The following is a 20,316-nucleotide window of genomic DNA, read 5'->3' as shown; positions in this document are numbered from 1 at the left end:
ATAAGGCCTTAAAGTAGTCAAAAAAACTCCCGCATTCACCGTGGGACTATCAACGCCAAATAGTTGGGGACGCTACATAAAGCCGCGTTGGTAAAAGTCACTGGCTGCTCAGCTTGGGTTAAACTTCTCTATCATCATTAATCTATCTTTATCTTCACTTGTAAATAGTACCGCTACGGTATCATTCGACGACTTTTTCTAAGGTTTTAAGCATCTGCAATTTATCAAGCGACTAACTTGTCATAGTAACTAGCGCCCAATATGCGCCAGGCGTTTACCTGATTTCAAATTCCGTTCTATTTGCTCTAATGAAACCCCTTTTGTTTCAGGTACAAAGAATTTAGTAAAAAGCATACAAACAAGACAAACCAATCCAAAGCCAAAGAATGTATTGCCCGGCGCGAAAGTTAACCATGTCAATGCAAAATTACCTAAGATAGCATTACAAAGCCAGTTTGATGTCGTTGATGCAGTCATACCAAGATCGCGCCCTTCTAAGGGTTGGATTTCAGAGCATATAATCCAAATCATTGGCCCCATTGAAATGGCAAAACCAAATATAAATACCAAACAAAAAATCAATGTAATCCATTGCAATGCTGAGCTTAACTGCATATGCGAAATAGGTAGGTTATTAATCATTTCAACCGAGTAATGCGTCTTAAACACTACGCCAACAATAAGACAAGATAAAACCAATAAGCTCAAGCCAAAATAAAGAATCGGTTTGCGCCCAAACTTATCAACATATTTTATTGCTAAAATTGTCGTTAATACGTTTACTAAACCAATAACAATTGTTGCTACCGCGGGGTTGCCAAAACCTGCCATCTTAAAAATATCTGTAGAGTAATACATAAAAGCATTCATCCCTGTAAACTGTTGGAATGCTTGCAGCAAAATCCCCAATAACAATACTTTTAGAAAAAAACCATGACGCAACATTTTAAAACCACTGCCTTTGACATTCGTTGCGTTTTTGATTTCATCTGCCTCTTGATAGGCTTCCTCTTCAGTATCACGAATCCTTTTTAGAACAACTAGCGCTTTTTCTTCCTGCCCAGTTAGAATCAACCAACGTGGGCTTCGTGGTAAGGTTAAACAACCTAGCAACATAATTATTGATGGAATAGCGATACTGGCAAGCATAATACGCCAAGACCCTGTGGAGCTCAACGCCGAGTTACACAGATACATCAAGAAAATACCAATCGTAATCATAAATTGATACATCGCAATGATACCCCCGCGAAACTCTTTAGGCGCAATTTCCGACAGGTATAGTGGTGAAATAAAAGAAGCAATACCAACCGCTAAACCAACAACAAATCGTGATACTAATAATGCATCAAAATTAGGTGCGAAAACGCCAACAAATGTAAATAGGGTAAAAATTAATGCCGCCAGAATTAATACTACCTTTCGCCCAAAGCGTCGTGATAGAAACCCGCTAAAAATCGCACCAATTGCCGCACCAACAAGTAACGTGCTTGCGACATGTTCCGACTGCGTTAAGCTTAAACTAAAATTTTTGACGATTAAATCTAATGAGCCATTAACATAGGCGATATCCATACCAAACAAAAGTCCAGCCAATGCTCCAATAATGGCAACACGCATGGTTATTGCGTTTAGTTTTTTTTCTTTCATCCTTCCCACCCCGTTTTTATTTTATAAACACTCAATGCAAACCATTTTACAATATTTCTGGTTTTGTCAAATTTTCTCTTGCATGTTATCGATTTAATTTTCTCTTGTAAATATTCTACCCGCTTATTATTTTCCAAAAGTTTCAGCCCTCACACTTACGGCATATAAGAATATATTTAAGCGTTAACCAATCATTGTATAGATTAAAGCTAAAGCTGCTCTATAAAAGCATAAAACCATTTGAATCTGTTTTTTAGTTTCGCTACCATTTACTGTAAATTTCCAACATTTAGACTATGATTTCATTATGACATCACCAAATCCATTATTTGAGCATTCACATCGCCGTCGCAATCCATTGACAGGCGAGTGGGTTGTCGTCTCACCACATCGTTTATCAAGACCATGGCAAGGACTCAGTGAATTATCACCCACTGACAACAGACCAAAGCATGATCCTAAGTGCTATTTATGCCCAGACAATATTCGTGCAAACGGTAGCAAAAACCCTCAATATAGCGAGACATATGTTTTTAATAATGACTTCCCAGCCTTGATGTCATTAGAGGATAATGAAGAGTTTGACGAGCTGATTGATCCATTAATGACTGCTCAACTCGCCAACGGTATTGCCAAAGTTATTTGTTTCTCACCAGATCATAGTTTGAGCATGGCTGAGATGGCTGAAAAAGACATTATAACGGTAATATCTACTTGGCAAAATGAAGTTAACGAGCTTTCAAAAGCATACCAATGGGTGCAAGTTTTTGAAAACAAAGGCGATATTATGGGCTGTTCTAATCCGCATCCGCATGGACAAATCTGGGCATGTGATTTTTTACCGACTGAAGCTGAAAAAGAGCATAATCAACAACAAATTTACCATCAAAATCATCAAAGCAATTTACTCATCGATTATGTTAAACGTGAACAAAAGGCACAACAGCGTGTTGTGCTTGAAAACGATGAGTGGCTTGTTGTCGTACCCTTTTGGGCGGTTTGGCCATTTGAAACTTTATTAATACCTAAGTCACATTGTGCGCACCTCAATCATCTTAATGAATGCCAAAAAAATCAACTTGCCAGTATTCTCAAGGCATTACTGCAAAAATATGATCGATTGTTTGGGGTTTCATTTCCCTATTCGATGGGCTGGCATGGCGCGCCTTATGCTCAAAACGATCCATTTTGGCAATTACATGCTCATTTTTATCCACCTTTACTACGTTCAGCTTCGGTTAAAAAGTTTATGGTTGGCTTTGAAATGCTTGCTGAATCACAACGTGATATTACGCCTGAGGATGCTGCAAAGAGGTTACGTGCATTATGATATTAGCAAAATATAACGATGATCTACGTAATCACTATCAATCAATCTTTAATCGCCAAGATTATCGATGCTTTTACGCACCAGGTCGGGTTAATTTAATCGGTGAACACACGGACTACAACAATGGCTTTGTTATGCCTTTGGCAATCAACATGGGCACAACAGTCGCTATCGCACCACGCGATGATGCTAAAGTCAGCGTTTATAGCAAAAATTTGGATCAATTAGACAACTTTGATTTACATCATTTTTCAAACTCAGAACACTCACAATGGTGCCGCTATATCGGCGGCATGCTATCACTTATCCAACAAAGCACCAAAGAGACCGCAGAGATTAAAGGTGCTGATATTTATATCTCTAGTAATCTACCGATTGGGGCTGGACTATCATCTTCAGCATCTTTAACAGTTGCCTTAGGCTATGCATATACCACGCTTTACCAACTGAAACTCAGTAAAATAGATATTGCCAAACTTGCACAGCAAGTCGAGCACCAGTATATCGGTACACTATGCGGCATAATGGATCAAATGGTCTGCGCATCCGCACATGAGAATCACGCATTGCTCATCGATTGCCAGTCACTGACTACAGAGCATATCCCTTTTAACTTAACCGGCACATCCCTCATGATCTGTGATAGCAATGTCAAACACAACCTTGCAGAATCAGCTTATAACAGGCGCCGTGAATCATGCGAGAAAGTTGCTAGAATCTTTAATATCGCCTCATTAAGGGAGTTAACTATTGAACAATTAATGACATCAAAAGATTTGCTTGATATCGAGAGCTTGCAATGCGCTAAGCATGTTGTGAATGAAAATCATCGTGTTTTGCAAGCGGCTAATGCCATGAAAAATGGCGATTGGCTAACACTTGGTAAACTGATGTATGCCTCACACAATTCATTACAGTATGACTATAAGGTCAGTTGTGACGAGCTTGATTATCTGGTTGAGTTATCTATTGCATATTCCGGCGTATATGGTGCACGGATGACTGGAGGTGGCTTCGGCGGCTGCACGATACATTTAGTACAAGATCATGTGATTGATGATTATCAGCATTACTTAGAAACTGCTTATTATAAACGCTTTAACAAAGCACCTACTTTTTATATCTCACGTGCTTATCAAGGAGTCCATTTAGTCAATGGGGCAAATTAAATAGCAATGACAAAAAAGCGTTCAATATCACAGGTTCATAGCCAATGTTTAGATCAAACACTTGGGATTTATCAAACCAACATCAACCATCCTCGCATCAAATTACAGCTTTTAAATATCGGCGCGGTCATTCAGTCGCTATGGGTACAAGATACAAATCAAACTTGGCAAGATATCGTTTTGGGATTTGATGACTATCAAGACTATCTCAAAGAAAATGATCCATCTTTGGGTGCTGTGCATGCCGTTGTTACCAATCGCATTGCCAAGGCACAGTTTGCCCTAAATGATCATATATACAGACTTGATGCCAATGAATCAGCAAATGCTTTGCATATCGGTAATTTGAAAAACCGAGTTTGGCAGCAGTCAATCATTAGCAATGATCATGTTCAAGGCATTGCCTATCATATCAAACTTGATGACGGCTATTGTGGTTTGCCGGGACCTATGACAATTACCATTAGATATCTAATCTTAGTCGATGGTACTTTGCAAATTGACTATCTGACAGAAACTTATGACAATGTTGTGATTAGTAATCTTACCAACCACAGTTACTTTAATCTCAATGGCACGACGCACAACAAACTAGATCAACACCAACTAACACTTTATTGTGACGCTTACCTTGAGACAGATGATCAATTAATCCCAACCGGAAAACTTGTAAAAGCACATGGTGCGTTTGATTTTTCCCAAGCTCAATCATTAACGAGCCGTTTATTGCAGAATGATAAAAAGCTACGCCACAATAAAGGTTATGATATGTTTTATGTTTTGCCTCAATACGACTCGAAAGCACCTAAATATCAACTATGTGCTGAACTAATGAGTAAGAGAACGGGCATTCACATGCAACTATTAACCACCTATCCAGGCTTGCAATTATATAGCGCAAACTTTTTAAGCGATTGTAAAGGCAAGTATGATGAGACATATCAACCACATTGCGCTGTTTGCTTAGAAACTCATGATTATCCCGATGCGCCAAATCACGCTCATTTTCCAAGTATTGTCACACCTGCGCATCATTTACGAAAAAATAGCAGCCGTTATGTTTTTTCCGTTAAAGACGATATGAATAAATCAACAAACTCCGCAAATTTATTTACGATGGCTATATGACTGGTATACAATGCTTGACAGTTTTTAACACCTCGCTTTGTCATGTATCAAAGCGATTAATTAGGCATAAACAAACTTAACATGCAGCTGTTACGACTTGCAGATTTACATAACAATAAAGAGCAAATGCCAAGCATCGTCACCATTGGTAATTTTGATGGTATGCACTTGGGGCATCAGTATATTATTAACCATCTACAGCAACTGGCTAAAACCAACAATGCTCAAGCGACAGTGGTGACATTTGAACCGCAGCCTAAAGAGTTCTTTTTAAAAGAGAAAGCGCCTTTACGCATCACGCCTTTTCGCGACAAAATCCAAGCATTTAAAGCACTCAATATCGACCAAGTTTTATGCTTACAGTTTAATCAAAGTCTTGCGATACTATCAGCTGAAGCCTTTGTTAAAAAGGTTCTTGTCGATGGTCTTAATGCCAAACATGTGATTATTGGCGATGACTTTCGTTTTGGTTATCAGCGTCAAGGTGACTTTAAGCTACTACAAGACTTAGGGCAAAAATATGGCTTCACCGTAGAAAGCCTCCCTTCTTATACCATAGATGATACACGTATTAGCAGCAGCCACATTCGCCAACTACTGGGTAATGGTCAATTTGATGATGCCGCGCATTTTTTAGGGCATAGCTACTCACTAAGTGGTCGCGTGCATCATGGTGATCAAAATGGACGTAAAATTGGGTTTCCAACAATTAACATCCCAATGCCGACAGCAGTTGTCGTTTCAGGGGTTTATGTTGTTAACGTACATGTTTACGGCAAAATATATCATGGCATTGCTAATATCGGCATTCGCCCAACAGTCGGTGGCAGATTACGTTTATTAGAGACACATATTTTTGATTTCACACATGACTTATATGGGCAATATGTTACGATTGAGTTTTTGCACTTTGTGCGTAGCGAGCAAAAATTTGCAAGCTTTGATGCACTCAAAGCACAAATTAATGATGATAAACTGGCAGCACTTACGTGGCTTGAAAAACATACAACAAAGATATAAAACAAACGGGTTAAAGGGTAGAATATGGCAGATTATAAAAGCACATTAAACTTGCCGAAAACATCATTTTCAATGAAGGCAAACCTTGCGCAAAAAGAACCGATGCGCTTAAAGCAATGGTATAGCGATGAGGCTTATCAACGCATTCGTCAGCATTTCGCCGGTAGAGACAAGTTTATTTTGCATGATGGTCCTCCGTATGCCAATGGTGATATTCACGTCGGACATGCCGTTAATAAGATTCTAAAAGATATGGTTGTGCGCTCAAAGACACTTTCAGGTTTTGACGCCCCTTATGTCCCAGGTTGGGACTGCCACGGCCTACCGATTGAGCTGCAAGTAGAGAAAAAACATGGCAAAGCGGGTGTTAAAATAGATGCTAACGCTTTTCGTAAAGAATGTCGTAAATATGCTGCTAAACAAGTAGAACGTCAGATTAAAGATTTTAAGCGCCTAGGTATTCTAGGTGATTGGGATAAGCCTTACTTAACCATGAACTTTGACTATGAAGCCAATATGGTCAGAACTCTAGGTAAGATTATTGAAAATGGTCACTTAACCAAAGGCTTTAAACCGGTACATTGGTGTCCTGATTGTGGTTCAGCACTTGCGGAAGCTGAAGTTGAGTACAAAGACAAAATCTCGCCTGCTATTGATGTTAAATTTGCCATTATTGATCCAAACACTTGGGCGGAGCGTTTTGGTTTAGATACGTTATCTGAAAATACATCTGCCGTTATTTGGACGACAACACCATGGACATTACCTGCCAATCAGGCAATTGCAGTACACAATGAAATAAGCTATGCCGTAGTAAACTTCAATCATGATCAACATATTATTGTTGCAACCGAGTTAGTTGAATCAATTATGAAGCGCGCGGACATTGAAGAGTATCATATCCTTGCCAGTGTATTAGGTGATCAATTGACCAACTTAAAAGCACATCACCCTTTTTATAACCGTATCGTGCCAGTGCTCCATGGAGATCATGTTACCGTTGATTCAGGAACAGGCCTTGTACATACCGCGCCAGCTCACGGGGTTGAGGATTTCGCGTTAGGGAAATTACACAATCTCCCAGTAGATAACCCTGTCAACAACAATGGTTGCTATCACAGCAATACCGAGCTTTTTGCTAATGAGTTTGTCTTTAAAGCCAATGACCATGTGATTGAAGTGTTAACACAAAACAATGCCCTTCTTAACTTAAATAAATTAGAGCACAGCTATCCACACTGTTGGCGCCATAAGACACCACTTATTTTCCGAGCAACCCCTCAATGGTTTATCAGCATGGAAAAAAATAAACTGCGTACACGTGCTGAAGACACCATTAAAGAAGTTAAATGGGTGCCAACTTGGGGGCAAAGTCGTATTGAAGCGATGATGCAAGATCGACCTGATTGGTGTATTTCTCGTCAACGCACTTGGGGGGTGCCTATTCCTTTATTTATTCACAAGGAAACGGAAAGCTTACACCCTCAAACTCAAGACATTATTAAAAAAGTAGCCAACGCCATTGAAAAAGGCGGAGTGGAGGCTTGGTTTGATGCTGATGATAGTCAATTCATTACTGAAACTGAAGACTATCAGCGCGTCACCGACACACTCGATGTCTGGTTTGATTCAGGCTGTTCAAATGCTTGTGTGCTTGAGCATAATGACAATTTACAGTTTCCTGCTGACTTATATCTTGAAGGTTCTGATCAACATCGTGGCTGGTTTCAGACCTCGCTTCTCACAAGCTTAGCACGTCGCGATCAAGCACCCTATAAACAAGTCTTAACACATGGCTTCACAGTAGATGCTCATGGCAAGAAAATGTCAAAGTCCCTTGGCAATGTTGTCTCGCCGCAAGATGTTGTTAATACATTAGGTGCTGATATCCTAAGACTATGGGTTGCAGCAACTGATTATCGCAGCGAGATGACCGTATCTGATGAGATTCTAAAACGCAATGCCGATACGTATCGCCGCCTGCGTAATACCGCACGCTTTCTATTATCGAATCTTGAGGGCTTTAATCCCCAAACTGATTTGATCGACTTCGATCAGTTGGTTGCATTGGATCAATGGGCAATTGCCAAAGCAGATGAGGTACAACAAAAGATTATTAAAGCGTATGATGAATATAACTTTCATGTTGTGGCACAGCAGATTCATCACTTCTGTTCAATTGATATGGGCAGCTTCTATCTTGATGTCATTAAAGATCGTCAATATACAGCCAAAGCCGATGGTTTGGCACGCAAATCTGCACAGACAGCCATGTATCATATCATTCATGCCTTAGTGCGTTGGATGTCACCGATTTTATGCTTTACGGCTGATGAGATTTATGATGCTATTCCTGGCGAGAAGGCCCCTTTTGTTACTTGTCAATGGTATCAAGGATTATCACAAATGCCGCAATCAGCAGAACTTAATCTGCCATTTTGGCAAACGATTCAAGAGGTGCGTACCGAATGTAACAAACTACTTGAATCTAAGCGTGCTGAAGGTGTATTAGGTGCCTCCCTTGAAGCCAATATCACACTGTATGCTGACGATGCCTTACTAGCGCAATTAGCTAAGCTTAAAGATGAGCTACGCTTTGCGTTGATTGTTTCTGATGCGCATGTTAAACCACTCACTCAAAAGCCAAACTTTGCCCATGACTCAAGCATTAAAGGCTTAAGCATTCTTGTTGAGAAGTCTGCTGCGCAAAAATGTGAACGTTGTTGGCATCGACGCGAGGATGTTGGTAGTCATGAAGAATACTCAGATATTTGCGGCAGATGTATTGAAAACATCACCACTGAACAAGGAGAACTACGTGAATTTGCGTAACAATCAATTGCGTTGGATTATTTTAAGCATTATTGTCATTATTATTGACCTTGGCACGAAATACCTTGCCTCACACAATTTAACATATGGACAACCGGTTGCAGTATTGCCCTTTTTCAACTTAACCTTACTGCATAATTATGGGGCAGCATTTAGCTTTTTAAGTAATGCTAATACCACATGGCAAGTGATTGTCCTCTCTGCTATTGCCCTAATTGTCGCTATTGTGATCTTAGTGTGGTTAGCACGTTTGCCTAAAAACAAAAACCTAACCGCCTGTGCTTTATCACTTATCTTAGGAGGCGCCTTGGGTAATGTCTATGATCGCATGATCCACGGTTATGTTGTTGATTTCCTTGATTTTCATATCAACAATTATCATTGGCCCGCATTTAATATCGCAGATTCCGCCATATGCATTGGTGCCGTGATGTTGATCTTGATGAGTTTTAAGTCTAAAAAATAACATCTTCCTGCTGAATAATACTACCTCTCCCCTTGCGGGAGAGGTCGTGCAGCTTAAGCTGCACGGGTGAGGGGCAAATTAAAGCGCAAACTCATTACTTTACAGGGCATCACTCGAAGCCATTTATTGTTTTTGTCCTACCCTTCTACTTTGCTCAGGGTACGGTTGATAATACGCTGAAGCAAATAATAATTTTCACCAAAAGTGCGTAACTTCAGTAGGTAACTGTTGGCTGAGCGTTAGTCGAAGCCTTTTTATATGCTACTGTCACAAATACCCTTCGACCTCGCTCAGGGTACCGTGATTTAATGAATCAAGAATAATACTACCTCTCCCCTTGCGGGAGAGGTCGTGCAGCTTAAGCTGCACGGGTGAGGGGGAAATTAAAGCGCATACTCATTACTTCACAGGGCATCACTCGAAGCCATTTTACACACTGCAAACACATACACCCTTCGACTTCGCTCAGGGTACGGTATTAAAAATTGCAATCTGAGTTTGCAATTTTTAATGCAAACTGCAAACTCAATTTGCAATTTGCATGTTCTGTCTGATCATATAATGTATAAAAGATTACTTACCATCGACACCAAAATGAAAGCAAGTGTCTTCTTATTTGGACCTCGAGGCACAGGCAAAACGCACTGGTTAAAAGATACATTATGTTATATGGCGGAGATCAAACTTATTACGATAATGACATAAAGGTTATCCCCTTTGCCATAGCAATTCGCTCGCTAGATAAGATTTTAACGGGGGATAGCTAAGAAGCTATTGCTCTAAAGCTTCAAACGCCTGTGGCGTGTTATAACCACTATAGAATACATTATGCCCTTCATTAGACCACTGATTCCCTGGCGTGTATAGCCAACCAAGTTTTTGTCCAAAGAACTCTGCTGAATTATAAGTATCATAAAGTGCAATTTGTTTTTTCAGTGACTCAAATAACTGCTCATAATGTGCTTCACCACCATTATATGTGAAGCTCGTATTACCCCAATCCCCTGCTGCAACTTTCTTATTTGCAAGGGATAACGCCCAAGCAATAATAACGTCTGCATCGGTCGCAGATCCATTGGTATAGAAGCCACCGCCTAATGTATAATGAAATGGTTTACCTGTAGCATCTACAAGCCAAGGCATCATCAAATCACTTTTGACATGACATTGGTCATCATAGTATAGCGCACAGCCATACCCTGCTGACTCAGACATGATATAACGCACAAAGCTATCAAACATTTTTTGATCATTTGCAGCATAGCTAATTAATAATCCATAAGCCATACCTTCAGATACAGTCGGGCTATCTCCAGCATTAGCCCAAGTATCTTTGGAGGTATCATGTGGTGCATTTTCTACTGAAAATATCACTCTTGCACAGGTTTTGCCACCCTCACAAGGATATTCATTCACAAAACCATTTTTTGGATCTATCCAAACCTGATAGTTAGCATTAAAAGAAGCTTGACTTAAATAGCCTGACTTAGCACTTGAGTTATTGACGCCAAGCTCTCCTTTCCCTACTAAAAATGCCTGAGAAAGCAACCCTAATACCGCATTAAAATACGGAGCAGTTGAATTTAAAAAAGCATCATTTCCTGCTGATGCTGGCGTATGCTCGCTTAACTTATAGCTCTCAAGCTGGGTAATTAATTGTTTAAAGAAATCACTCTCACCATTAAATGCATACTCTGCCACAACCGTAGGTCCCAAAAGTGCAGGTAAATTAGAAGGGTTGCTTGGTAGAACCTTATCACCATCTTTACCTACACCTGAAATGGTATATGCCCATAGCCCTGCTGATGGTAATTGACCATCTTGGCTAACTCTTTTCAAGTCACCCAACATACCTACAATAGTACGCTTAACATCAGAGCATCCTGCTGCACTTGGGTTCTGCATGCAAAGTGCCCCATAAAACAATGGAAACCTACCTGAATCATACCCATATTGAAATGCCCAAGCATAAGCATCTGGGTCTTTTATGCGTGAATCTAAAGTTTCTTGATTCATAGGAATAACATTGGCTGGCAAATAGCTATATGTATTTGGATTTGCCTTTTCTTTCTGAGCTACAAATAACTTGATCACTTCATTTGCATTATTTGCCAACGCTTTAAAGTCTGTTGTGTTAATCGCGCCAATGGCAAAGTGATTGTTTTGGCTTGCGATACAGTTCTTATCTTTAGTTAGTGTTGCCACACCATTATTTACATTGATATAGCACTGATCGGTTAGACCACTTGCACCATATTTTGCAATTTGCAAACTCTGATTATCTTCACAGCGATAAATCACTGAATTATCACTACTCCCCGCCCCTGGCACGCTATCTCCTTTAGCACCTGATTGGTAACTGCAATTGGTATAATCAATATGAGCAGGTGTTGTTGTGTTATTTGTAAAGGTCACATCTACAGCAGTATAACCATAACTCAAAATAGAGGATAAAATTAATGCTATTGGTAACTTTTTCATGCTATCTCCTTCATTTTCTTGTGCAAAAAGCATTGGTACTTTTAAATCCCTTGCAATTATATGCATTCATCGGTCAAACTAAATATAGTTCATATGACTAAAAATGACTGGTTTTTTGGCAAGATTATCAAAAAAATTTGTAACCACCCAATAGAAAAAATGAAGATTTAGTGGATTAAGCTCTAATGGCACAACTTTTAGGAGGATTACTTACCATCCATGGCAGCTTCGCATTGGATCCTCACGCCATCATGGCTCAGGATGACAATTCAGAGAGTGTCATTGCGAGCATGGATGCGTGGCAATCCATTTTGTCATGGATGATAGATTTAAGTTCATTACAAAGCTCATATTTACAAGCTACTTGTTAAGGTAGTGCTCTTACATCAAGCGCCTATTTCCTTTTTAAGCTTAATCATATCTAACGCCGCTTTTAATGCATACTTACCTTTGTGACCTTTCTCACCACCAACACGCGCTAATGCCTGATCCTTATTATGCGTTGTCAACACCCCGAAAATCACTGGTAAATCATAGCTCATCATTACATCTTGTGTGCCTTGTGATACTTGCATACACACGTAATCATAATGATCAGTTTGTCCGCGAATAACACAACCCAGCAATACGATAGCATCATACTTCTTGGTTTTAGCGAGCTGCTTTGCCGCATAAGGCAACTCAACTGCGCCTGGGACTTTGTAGACTTTAGGTGTTTTAATGGCTAAGTTAGAAGCTTCCTCTAATGCACCTTCCAATAACTTATCGGTAATTAATGCATTAAATTCACTAACAACAATCGCAATCTTTGGCATCTTCATACTCCTTTTATGCTATGGTTTAGTCGTTGTTTTTTAGTTTGTAAATAATCTTTATTATGCTCATGCACATCTGACTCTGATACTAAGACTTGCACAGCAATATCCGCTTTTTGCAAAGCCTGCACTTTTTCTGGATTATTTGATAACAATTGACATTGCTTTATATCATAATATTTAAGCACTTGCACTGCATGGTCATAGTGACGATTATCAACAGGCAAATTAAGAGCCTTATTGGCTTCAATCGTATCCATATGCGCTGTTCGCTGCAGCTCATAGGCTTTTAATTTATTCACCAAGCCAATATTACGCCCCTCTTGCTCAAGGTAAATCAAAATCCCACCACATTGAGCAATTTCATGCAGGGCATGGTGCAGTTGTGATTGGCAATCACATTTTAGTGAACCGAATAAATCTCCCGTAATACATGATGAGTGAATGCGCACCAAAGGATTGTCTTTAATGTCCTTGCTCATAACTTTAATTTCACTTTGGGACACAGGATCGATAAAAACACTCATCTCAAGCTCGCCATAATCTCGAAATGGAATAGGACTACTGACAGCTTTTGTAATGAGCTTTTCAGTTGCTAGACGATATAAACGCAGCTCCTCAATGCTTAATATTGGCAAATCATGCGTCAAAGCAAAGCGCTCAATCTCTTCACCTTTCATCATGCTGCCATCTTTATTCATAAGCTCACATAAAACAGCTGCTGGATGAAATCCTGCCATTTTCACCAAGTCAACACTTGCTTCAGTATGACCTTGACGTCCTAATACCCCATACTCATTCGCAACTAATGGGAAAACATGACCCGGACGACTAATATCATTAGGGTTAACTTCAGGATTTGATGCTACTTGAATGGTATGTGCGCGATCTTTAGCAGATACGCCCGTTGTCACGCCTTCTTTTGCTTCAATCGTAATAGTAAAAGGTGTTGTGAATTGACTGGTATTCAAATCTGCAGGCACCATCGGATTTAATTGCAAACGTTTGGCATGCGCTTTTGACATCGCCAAACAGACAATACCGCTAGCATGTTGCAGCATTAAATTCACATTCTCAGCATTAGCTAATTGACCTGGAAAGATTAAATCGCCCTCATTTTCGCGATCTTCATCATCCGTTACGATAATGCTTTTGCCTTGTTTTAAGGCATCAACCGCTGCTTCAACGCGTGTTTTAATTCTTTGAAACATGTTGTATTTTCTCCATATAATGATGAATGTGTTTACCGATAGGATCCGCCTCAAGGTTAACCTTGGTACCAATCTGATAATTTTTAACAATAGTGGCATCAATCGTGTGTGGAATAAAAGTGACCGTAAAACAATCGTCATTTACTTCAATCACGGTAATGCTCATACCATCAATGGTGATAAATCCTTTATTGACTAAATATTTTAATATCTCTTTAGGAGCAGAAATAGCCACAAGCCAAGCCTCCGCTTCATGGGTAATCGATTTCACTTCACCGACACCATCAACATGACCTTGTACCATGTGTCCACCGATAAAATCATTCAAACGCAATGACAGCTCAAGATTAACGTGCGATCCGGCAATAAGCTGTCCCAAGGTTGTTTTACGTAACGTTTCAGGTACCGCTTCAAAACTGACCAACCCATTTACTTTATCCAAAGTAACAACCGTTAAGCACACACCATTAATGGCGATGCTGTCACCTATTTTGCAATTATCTAACTGCTCTGAGCGAATTATAAGTGTAATAACCTCATTACCTGTAACCGACTCAACCTTTGCAATTTCTTGCACAATTCCACTAAACATAATTACCTCATTGATCCTATACAATAATAATCATCATTCAAAAACCCATTGTCTTTGATATTAACTTGCACCTTTTGCTTAAAATTGGCAATGATCACCGGTGCGATATAGCTTTGCACCTCATCAACAAGTTGCGTCTCAAAAAAAGCATTAAGCAATGTTCTACCACCCTCGACTAAGACACTGCTAATGCCTCTTTGCGCCAGCACTTTTAAAACTTCTTTAAGATTAATCTCACCTTGATTCAGTGGTACCTTAATATATTCAATACCTTTATACTCTAATGCATCAAGCGTATCTTTATCCGCCAGATCACTGGTCATCACAATACTTTTAACCACCTCATCATTAAAAAGTGTCGCATCAAGTGGTAATTGGCAAGTTTTTGATAACACAACACGCAATGGATGCTTAACAAACTCCGCGTCTGAAACTCTCACGGTAAGGCTTGGGTTATCGTCAATAAGCGTTTGACTGCCCACCATAATCGCATCAACACTATTACGTAGATTATGCACTTGTTGCTGCGATGCTTTATCGGTGATTTGTTTATTATCTTGGGGATGAGTAATCATCTGACCATCCAGCGACATACCCCATTTGGCAATAACATATGGAAGCTTATGCTTGTGATAATGGAAAAAGATCTTATTCATTGTCGTTGCTTCATGACACATAAGCCCTGTCTCAACAACAATACCGGCTTGTTGTAAACGCGTAATACCTTTACCTGCCACTTGTGGGTTAGGGTCAATACTGGCAACAACGACTTTAGCAACTTGTGCCTTGATCAAACTCTCGCTACAAACTCCTGTTCTGCCGACATGGCAACATGGCTCAAGGGTGACATAAACAGTCGCTCCTTGCGTACTATCTCCAGCCTGATCTAAGGCATGAATCTCAGCATGCTTATCACCAGCGAAACGATGCCAACCTTCACCAATAATTTGACCATTTTTCACAATCACACAGCCAACCATTGGGTTAGGGGAGATGCTCAAAGCGCCACGCTTTGCCAACATCAGCGCTTGAGACATATAAAAATAATCCGCTTGAAACACTTGCAATAATCACCCTTTTATTAATTTACTTAATTTCAGGGATAAGCAAAAGAAATAAACATATGCAAAATGAGTAAAGGCAACACATTGATAATAGGTTCAACATTCAACATTCAACATTCAACACTTTAAAATATAATGCACTTGTACTTTACACATATGTCATATTACTTCTTCTTTCATCCGGACTATAACCGTCGGCTCTGGAATCTCACCAGATCTGCTGACCTTTGACCGTTAGACCAAAGCGCTCGTGGGCTTTTCTAAATGCTTGTAGAATTACCACCGGTGGGGAGTTTCACCCCGCCCTGAAGAACTAGGATTGGATTTTACGTTGTTTTGGATAAAAAATCTAGAAGTAATAAGCATTGCATGCAAATACGCATTGAATTCAAGAAGTTTAATCCATAATCTGTACTGTATTATTTTATATCAATAGCTATAATCCACTTCAGACCTTTTTTAAAGAGTACAAGCACCATTGGCAAAACGTAATTTAAGCAAACAACAGCTTCGCAATATCAAAGAGCATAAAGCATCTCATGATGATTTATCACATGCTTTGTCAGCTCTTGTGATATCACATCGCGGCAAACTCATTGAGCTTGAAAGCCAAACCGGTGAGGTTATCTTTTGCCAATACCGTCAAAACTTAGGCGCCATTGTTGCAGGAGACAACGTGCTTTATCTACCACAAGACAACAGTGAATATGGTGTTATCTGCCAAGTACTGCCGCGAACTAATGCACTAATACGTCCTAGTAAACTTGCACATAATCACAAAACGATGGCAGCAAATATTGATCAGCTTATTATTATGCTTGCCGTTAACCCAGCACCTATTGAACATTATATCGATCGTTATCTCGTTGCTGCACAGCATATGAATGTCAAACCCATTATTGTACTCAACAAAATGGATTTATTTGATCATGCTGACAATAAGGCACAGCTAGAGGCAATTGTTGATCTTTATCGCGGATTAGCTTATGAACTGATTACTTGCTCCGCTTTGTGTCATGAAAATTTGCAAGCATTGAAAACGCTTTTGCAACATAAGACCTCGATTATTGTTGGTCAATCAGGGGTTGGTAAATCTGAGATGCTTAATGCATTATTTGGTACGAATATAACGCTTACAGGTGAAATTTCTGAACAAAACAGCCGCGGCAAACACACCACAACCAGTGCAAGATTATTTCATCTCGATCAAGATACCAATATTATTGACTCACCAGGGATTCGTGAGTTTGGTATTTGGCATTTAGACAAAGCAGATATTTTTGCAGGCTTTAAAGAGTTCGCACAATTAGAAAATGACTGCAAGTTTAGAAACTGTGAGCATATTGAAAACACTAGAGGTTGCGCGATCAATCAGGCAGTTAATGAAGGCAAGATTAGTAAGCAACGCCTCATTAACTACCACCGCTTGATTCATGAGTATTTAGATTATAAAAACTAACTTTAGGATTATTTGGACAATCAAGGAATCACTGCATATACTAAAAGCACAATAAGCATACTATCTAATTTAACGAGGTTCTTATGCATCATATTTATGGGATCGGCGATGCCAAACAAAACTTTCCCAAACTGATTAATTTAGTATCAAACTCTGGTGAAGAGATTCTAATCACACGCGATAAAAAATTAGTCGCCAAAATTATCCCTGTGGAAAAGAAAAAACGTGTTATTGGAAAGCTTGCTGATAAATCCTATTATATGTCTGAAGACTTTGATGCGCCCAATGATAAAATTAATCAACTGTTTTATGGTGAATAATTTGCACTATTAATTTGTTCCTGTTTGCTTACATCTACTAATTTCGTCATATTGATTATCTACTCAAACCCATCAAAAAAATGACCGGTACCCTGCCAATCATTAACCACCTAACAACCCACACCACTTAGCACACTTTTGCCACCTGATATTGGCGTGACTTTGATCTGCGAGCTAATGCGCTCTTTAAGTGCTGGGACATGCGAAATTACACCGATTAATTTACCATCCTTTTGCAAGTGTGACAGTGCTTCTAGTGCCATCTCTAATGCATCTTCATCCAATGTACCAAAACCCTCATCTAAAAACAAAGAGTCAACGCAAACTTTTTGGCTTGCCATTTTTGACAATCCTAGTGCCAAAGCCAAGCTCATAATAAAACTCTCACCGCCTGAGAGATTTTTTGTCGTGCGTATTTCTCCGGCTTGATAATTATCAATCACATTTAATTGTAAAGGTTCATTACTATCACGCACTAACAAATAGCGATCACTCATCTGTTGTAACTGTTGATTGGCATAATTAACCATTAATTCAAAAGTTAAGCCTTGGGCAAAGTTACGATATTTTTTGCCATCTTGTGAGCCAATTAAGGCTCTAAGATTTGCCCATTTTTGAGCTTGCGCTTTTTGCTTGTCGATACTCGCTAGCTTATCTGTAAATGCTAACACTGCCTTTTCATGCGCTTGTAACTGTGTATTGAGTGATCCTAAATTTTCATATGTTTGTTGCTTTTCATATTGTATAAACTCTCGCTGCTGCAGCAAATTTTCGAGCTTCTCATCAGTCAATGACATATTATGAAGTTGATTATACTCATTTTGTTTAGCATTCAGCTGACTATCGATATCACGTCCATGATTGTGTAATTGCTCGGCTTCTTGTTGCAATAGATTGATTTGATCTATTTGATTTAAAAGCACTTTAAAGGCATCTTCATCCGTCATATTATGTGACTTTAGCTGCTGATAAAAATCTTCTTGCTTATCACTATACACTTTCTCTTTTTCTATTTGTAATGCCTGATAGTTACTTAATTGCGTATTGAGCACAAGTATTTTGTCATCAATCGATTTTACCTCTTTAGCTAAATGATCATATTGCTTTTGCGCCTGATCAACTGCTTGTTGCAACTGCTGTTCATAATCATCAGGGTCTTTATCTGCCAATAGCTGTTGCCGAGCTTGGACAAGCACTTCCTTTTCTTCATTTAGGCTAGCTATTGCTGCTTGCTCTTGTTGTATAGAAGCATTGCTCTGCTTAATCTGCTGTTGAACAAGATTTAGCTGTTCAGTAAAGTGTTGCTTTTGTTGTTCATAGTTTTGTAATGCCTGCTGCGTTTGTTGCCATTGTCTCAAGCGCTTTTGCAATTGCGTATTGACTTCAGTCAGTTGATCGACATGTGTTATTGCCATGGCATATTTACGCAACACCTCATTACATTGAGACATTGCTTGTGATAGTTTTTTTTGCTCTTGTGACAGTTGCTCTTTTACCTTCTCTAATGCTGATTGAGCACTAGTGATTTTCTCATCTGCTACACGTAACTGCGTCGTTAAATCACTATATACTTGCTGCTTTTGAGTCACTTGTCTGTCTTGTTCAGTAACTTCTTTTTGCAATACTTTGATTTTTTTAATATGCGATTTCAATGTTTTAATATCATCATTCGCATCCAATACCGGCAAACCTTTTGCATAGGGATGCTCCAATGCACCACACAACGGACAAGCCTCACCATCAACAAGCTTTTGGCGCTCTTGTTCTAAATGAATAATGACTTTTTGCTGCTCTTGAATATGCAGTTTAAGCTCCAAGGTTTCCTCGTAATCCTCAAGCTGTTTACCTGCTAATATGTTGTCAAGCTGCACGCTGAATGCTGCCGAATGTTCCTTGGCTTTATTTAAACCATCATTGGCAAAATTCGCCTTTTGTTGGCATTGATCTTGTTGCTGTAAAGCTTGATCTAACTGTTTTTGCGCTTTTTTACCTTCAGTATGACAATGATTAAGTGCATTGTGCTTATCAGTAATTGAACTGATCTGTAATTGAATACCTTGAAAATCAGCGATTAAACCTCCATCGCCTGCATATTGCTTAGCGTATAAAATATTGTCTTGATTAGCCTTATCAAGCTTAATCATATCCTGTTGCATATTTTCTTGCTGTTGCAATTGGTTCTTTAGTTCAGTATTTAATGTATCCAGCTTCCTTTCAAATTGATGCAATTGCGCTTGTTTATATTCAATGTTGTGATCCAGTTTACGCACTTCTTTAAGCACTGGCACTTGTAGTGCTTGAGCTTCTTGAGCTTGCTGCCACAGCCCTTTTGCTTTGTCACATTGTACTTTGGCTTGATTATTATCTTTTTGTAATTGTGGGCGCTTAAGCTGTAAGGTATCAATCTCAGCTTTCACTTTGTTAAGCTCAGTATAAATGCTCTGATAAGCCTCATAAATTGGTTTAATCTCTTTAACTTGCTGTAAGCGTTTCAACTGCTGCTGTTTGGGCTTGAATGCTTCTTGCTGTTGTTGTATATGCTTATATTGCTCCTCTAATTGTGATATCTCACTTTGAAGCTTGTCAATCGTTTGAAGCCAGCTCACTTTATCATTCAACACTTTTTCGCTAGTATCTAACCGCTCAATCAACAACTTGTTAATAGCAAACTCATTATTTAGTTGCATCAGCTGCCCTTGCGATCACGGCTGTCCCATCTAAAAACCTTGAGCCAAAATAGTGCTTAAAGTCTGATTTCCCCAGGCTGCTTTCTTACGCA

General features: G+C 39.3%; 16 protein-coding genes and 1 riboswitch. Of the genes, 9 read left to right on the top strand and 7 right to left on the bottom strand.

The features are described from left to right. Positions 1 to 249: 249 nt before the first annotated feature. Complete coding sequence (locus ACTS4L_RS09945) at positions 250 to 1,650, bottom strand: sugar porter family MFS transporter (protein ID WP_440615771.1); 1,401 nt, start codon at positions 1,648 to 1,650, stop codon at positions 250 to 252. 307 nt (positions 1,651 to 1,957) lie between these two features. Between ACTS4L_RS09945 and ACTS4L_RS09940 the strand changes: the two genes are divergently transcribed. From ACTS4L_RS09940 to lspA, 6 genes are all read left to right on the top strand, one after another. Continuing rightward, positions 1,958 to 2,980, top strand: a complete 1,023-nt coding sequence (locus tag ACTS4L_RS09940; protein ID WP_440615770.1) for a UDP-glucose--hexose-1-phosphate uridylyltransferase — start codon at positions 1,958 to 1,960, stop codon at positions 2,978 to 2,980. Continuing rightward, positions 2,974 to 4,149 carry a galactokinase gene (locus tag ACTS4L_RS09935; RefSeq protein WP_440615775.1) on the top strand — a complete coding sequence of 392 codons (1,176 nt, stop codon included), beginning with the start codon at positions 2,974 to 2,976 and terminating at the stop codon, positions 4,147 to 4,149. The genes ACTS4L_RS09940 and ACTS4L_RS09935 overlap by 7 nt, the downstream gene beginning before the upstream one ends. Before the next feature lie 6 nt (positions 4,150 to 4,155). Further along, the gene (locus tag ACTS4L_RS09930; RefSeq protein ID WP_440615768.1) at positions 4,156 to 5,277 is read left to right on the top strand and encodes an aldose epimerase family protein; all 1,122 of its coding nucleotides are present in this window, start codon (positions 4,156 to 4,158) and stop codon (positions 5,275 to 5,277) included. 81 nt (positions 5,278 to 5,358) lie between these two features. Beyond that, complete coding sequence (gene ribF / locus ACTS4L_RS09925) at positions 5,359 to 6,297, top strand: bifunctional riboflavin kinase/FAD synthetase (protein ID WP_440615767.1); 939 nt, start codon at positions 5,359 to 5,361, stop codon at positions 6,295 to 6,297. Positions 6,298 to 6,321: 24 nt separating this feature from the next. Then, complete coding sequence (gene ileS / locus ACTS4L_RS09920) at positions 6,322 to 9,129, top strand: isoleucine--tRNA ligase (RefSeq protein WP_440615766.1); 2,808 nt, start codon at positions 6,322 to 6,324, stop codon at positions 9,127 to 9,129. Continuing rightward, positions 9,116 to 9,595: a signal peptidase II gene (gene lspA / locus ACTS4L_RS09915; protein ID WP_440615765.1), complete on the top strand. Its 480-nt coding sequence runs from the start codon at positions 9,116 to 9,118 to the stop codon at positions 9,593 to 9,595. The genes ileS and lspA overlap by 14 nt, the downstream gene beginning before the upstream one ends. Positions 9,596 to 10,366: 771 nt before the next feature. Here the strand turns inward: lspA and ACTS4L_RS09910 are convergent. After that, the gene (locus ACTS4L_RS09910) at positions 10,367 to 12,076 is read right to left on the bottom strand and encodes a glycosyl hydrolase family 8 (RefSeq protein WP_440615763.1); all 1,710 of its coding nucleotides are present in this window, start codon (positions 12,074 to 12,076) and stop codon (positions 10,367 to 10,369) included. 185 nt (positions 12,077 to 12,261) lie between these two features. Here ACTS4L_RS09910 and ACTS4L_RS09905 point away from each other — a divergent pair, with 185 nt between their 5' ends. Next, complete coding sequence (locus ACTS4L_RS09905) at positions 12,262 to 12,447, top strand: hypothetical protein (protein ID WP_440615761.1); 186 nt, start codon at positions 12,262 to 12,264, stop codon at positions 12,445 to 12,447. A 15-nt stretch (positions 12,448 to 12,462) separates the two neighbouring features. On the opposite strand, the gene ribH is transcribed toward ACTS4L_RS09905, so the two are convergent. Genes ribH through ribD form a run of 4 tightly spaced genes read right to left on the bottom strand, consistent with a single transcriptional unit; the run spans position 12,463 to position 15,731 of the window. Then, positions 12,463 to 12,891: a 6,7-dimethyl-8-ribityllumazine synthase gene (gene ribH, locus ACTS4L_RS09900; RefSeq protein ID WP_440615759.1), complete on the bottom strand. Its 429-nt coding sequence runs from the start codon at positions 12,889 to 12,891 to the stop codon at positions 12,463 to 12,465. Positions 12,892 to 12,893: 2 nt separating this feature from the next. Then, positions 12,894 to 14,102, bottom strand: a complete 1,209-nt coding sequence (gene ribB / locus ACTS4L_RS09895) for a 3,4-dihydroxy-2-butanone-4-phosphate synthase (RefSeq protein ID WP_440615757.1) — start codon at positions 14,100 to 14,102, stop codon at positions 12,894 to 12,896. Next, positions 14,086 to 14,694 (bottom strand): riboflavin synthase, encoded by a 609-nt coding sequence (locus ACTS4L_RS09890; protein WP_440615756.1) that lies wholly within the window; start codon positions 14,692 to 14,694, stop codon positions 14,086 to 14,088. The genes ribB and ACTS4L_RS09890 overlap by 17 nt, the downstream gene beginning before the upstream one ends. Positions 14,695 to 14,696: 2 nt before the next feature. Continuing rightward, entirely contained in the window at positions 14,697 to 15,731 is a 1,035-nt protein-coding gene (ribD, locus tag ACTS4L_RS09885) for a bifunctional diaminohydroxyphosphoribosylaminopyrimidine deaminase/5-amino-6-(5-phosphoribosylamino)uracil reductase RibD (RefSeq protein ID WP_440651987.1), read from the bottom strand. A 191-nt stretch (positions 15,732 to 15,922) separates the two neighbouring features. Continuing rightward, a riboswitch (FMN riboswitch) is annotated at positions 15,923 to 16,075 on the bottom strand. A gap of 161 nt (positions 16,076 to 16,236) precedes the next feature. On the opposite strand from ribD, the gene rsgA reads away from it, so the two are divergent. Beyond that, positions 16,237 to 17,217 carry a ribosome small subunit-dependent GTPase A gene (gene rsgA, locus ACTS4L_RS09880; protein ID WP_440615754.1) on the top strand — a complete coding sequence of 327 codons (981 nt, stop codon included), beginning with the start codon at positions 16,237 to 16,239 and terminating at the stop codon, positions 17,215 to 17,217. A gap of 83 nt (positions 17,218 to 17,300) precedes the next feature. Beyond that, entirely contained in the window at positions 17,301 to 17,537 is a 237-nt protein-coding gene (locus ACTS4L_RS09875; RefSeq protein ID WP_440615752.1) for a type II toxin-antitoxin system Phd/YefM family antitoxin, read from the top strand. A 110-nt stretch (positions 17,538 to 17,647) separates the two neighbouring features. On the opposite strand, the gene ACTS4L_RS09870 is transcribed toward ACTS4L_RS09875, so the two are convergent. Beyond that, positions 17,648 to 20,224 carry an SbcC/MukB-like Walker B domain-containing protein gene (locus ACTS4L_RS09870; protein ID WP_440651986.1) on the bottom strand — a complete coding sequence of 859 codons (2,577 nt, stop codon included), beginning with the start codon at positions 20,222 to 20,224 and terminating at the stop codon, positions 17,648 to 17,650. Positions 20,225 to 20,316 lie beyond the last annotated feature (92 nt).

The sequence above is a fragment of the Cysteiniphilum sp. 19S12-1 genome, assembly GCF_052030685.1.
In the GTDB taxonomy this organism is placed as follows: domain Bacteria; phylum Pseudomonadota; class Gammaproteobacteria; order Francisellales; family Francisellaceae; genus Caedibacter.
Note: the sequence above shows the minus strand (reverse complement) of the source record. Positions and strands in the feature narration are given on the sequence as shown.

What these genes read in the sequence shown, in the direction of transcription:
- ACTS4L_RS09930 (WP_440615768.1), top strand. Translation starts at nt 4,156, where the DNA reads ATGACAAAAAAGCGTTCAATATCACAGGTTCATAGCCAATGTTTAGAT.
- ribH (WP_440615759.1), bottom strand. Translation starts at nt 12,891, where the DNA reads ATGCCAAAGATTGCGATTGTTGTTAGTGAATTTAATGCATTAATTACC.
- ileS (WP_440615766.1), top strand. Translation starts at nt 6,322, where the DNA reads ATGGCAGATTATAAAAGCACATTAAACTTGCCGAAAACATCATTTTCA.
- ACTS4L_RS09870 (WP_440651986.1), bottom strand. Translation starts at nt 20,224, where the DNA reads ATGCAACTAAATAATGAGTTTGCTATTAACAAGTTGTTGATTGAGCGG.
- ACTS4L_RS09875 (WP_440615752.1), top strand. Translation starts at nt 17,301, where the DNA reads ATGCATCATATTTATGGGATCGGCGATGCCAAACAAAACTTTCCCAAA.
- ACTS4L_RS09940 (WP_440615770.1), top strand. Translation starts at nt 1,958, where the DNA reads ATGACATCACCAAATCCATTATTTGAGCATTCACATCGCCGTCGCAAT.
- ribB (WP_440615757.1), bottom strand. Translation starts at nt 14,102, where the DNA reads ATGTTTCAAAGAATTAAAACACGCGTTGAAGCAGCGGTTGATGCCTTA.
- ACTS4L_RS09910 (WP_440615763.1), bottom strand. Translation starts at nt 12,076, where the DNA reads ATGAAAAAGTTACCAATAGCATTAATTTTATCCTCTATTTTGAGTTAT.
- ribF (WP_440615767.1), top strand. Translation starts at nt 5,359, where the DNA reads ATGCAGCTGTTACGACTTGCAGATTTACATAACAATAAAGAGCAAATG.
- ACTS4L_RS09890 (WP_440615756.1), bottom strand. Translation starts at nt 14,694, where the DNA reads ATGTTTAGTGGAATTGTGCAAGAAATTGCAAAGGTTGAGTCGGTTACA.
- ribD (WP_440651987.1), bottom strand. Translation starts at nt 15,731, where the DNA reads ATGTCTCAAGCGCTGATGTTGGCAAAGCGTGGCGCTTTGAGCATCTCC.
- ACTS4L_RS09905 (WP_440615761.1), top strand. Translation starts at nt 12,262, where the DNA reads ATGGCACAACTTTTAGGAGGATTACTTACCATCCATGGCAGCTTCGCA.
- ACTS4L_RS09945 (WP_440615771.1), bottom strand. Translation starts at nt 1,650, where the DNA reads ATGAAAGAAAAAAAACTAAACGCAATAACCATGCGTGTTGCCATTATT.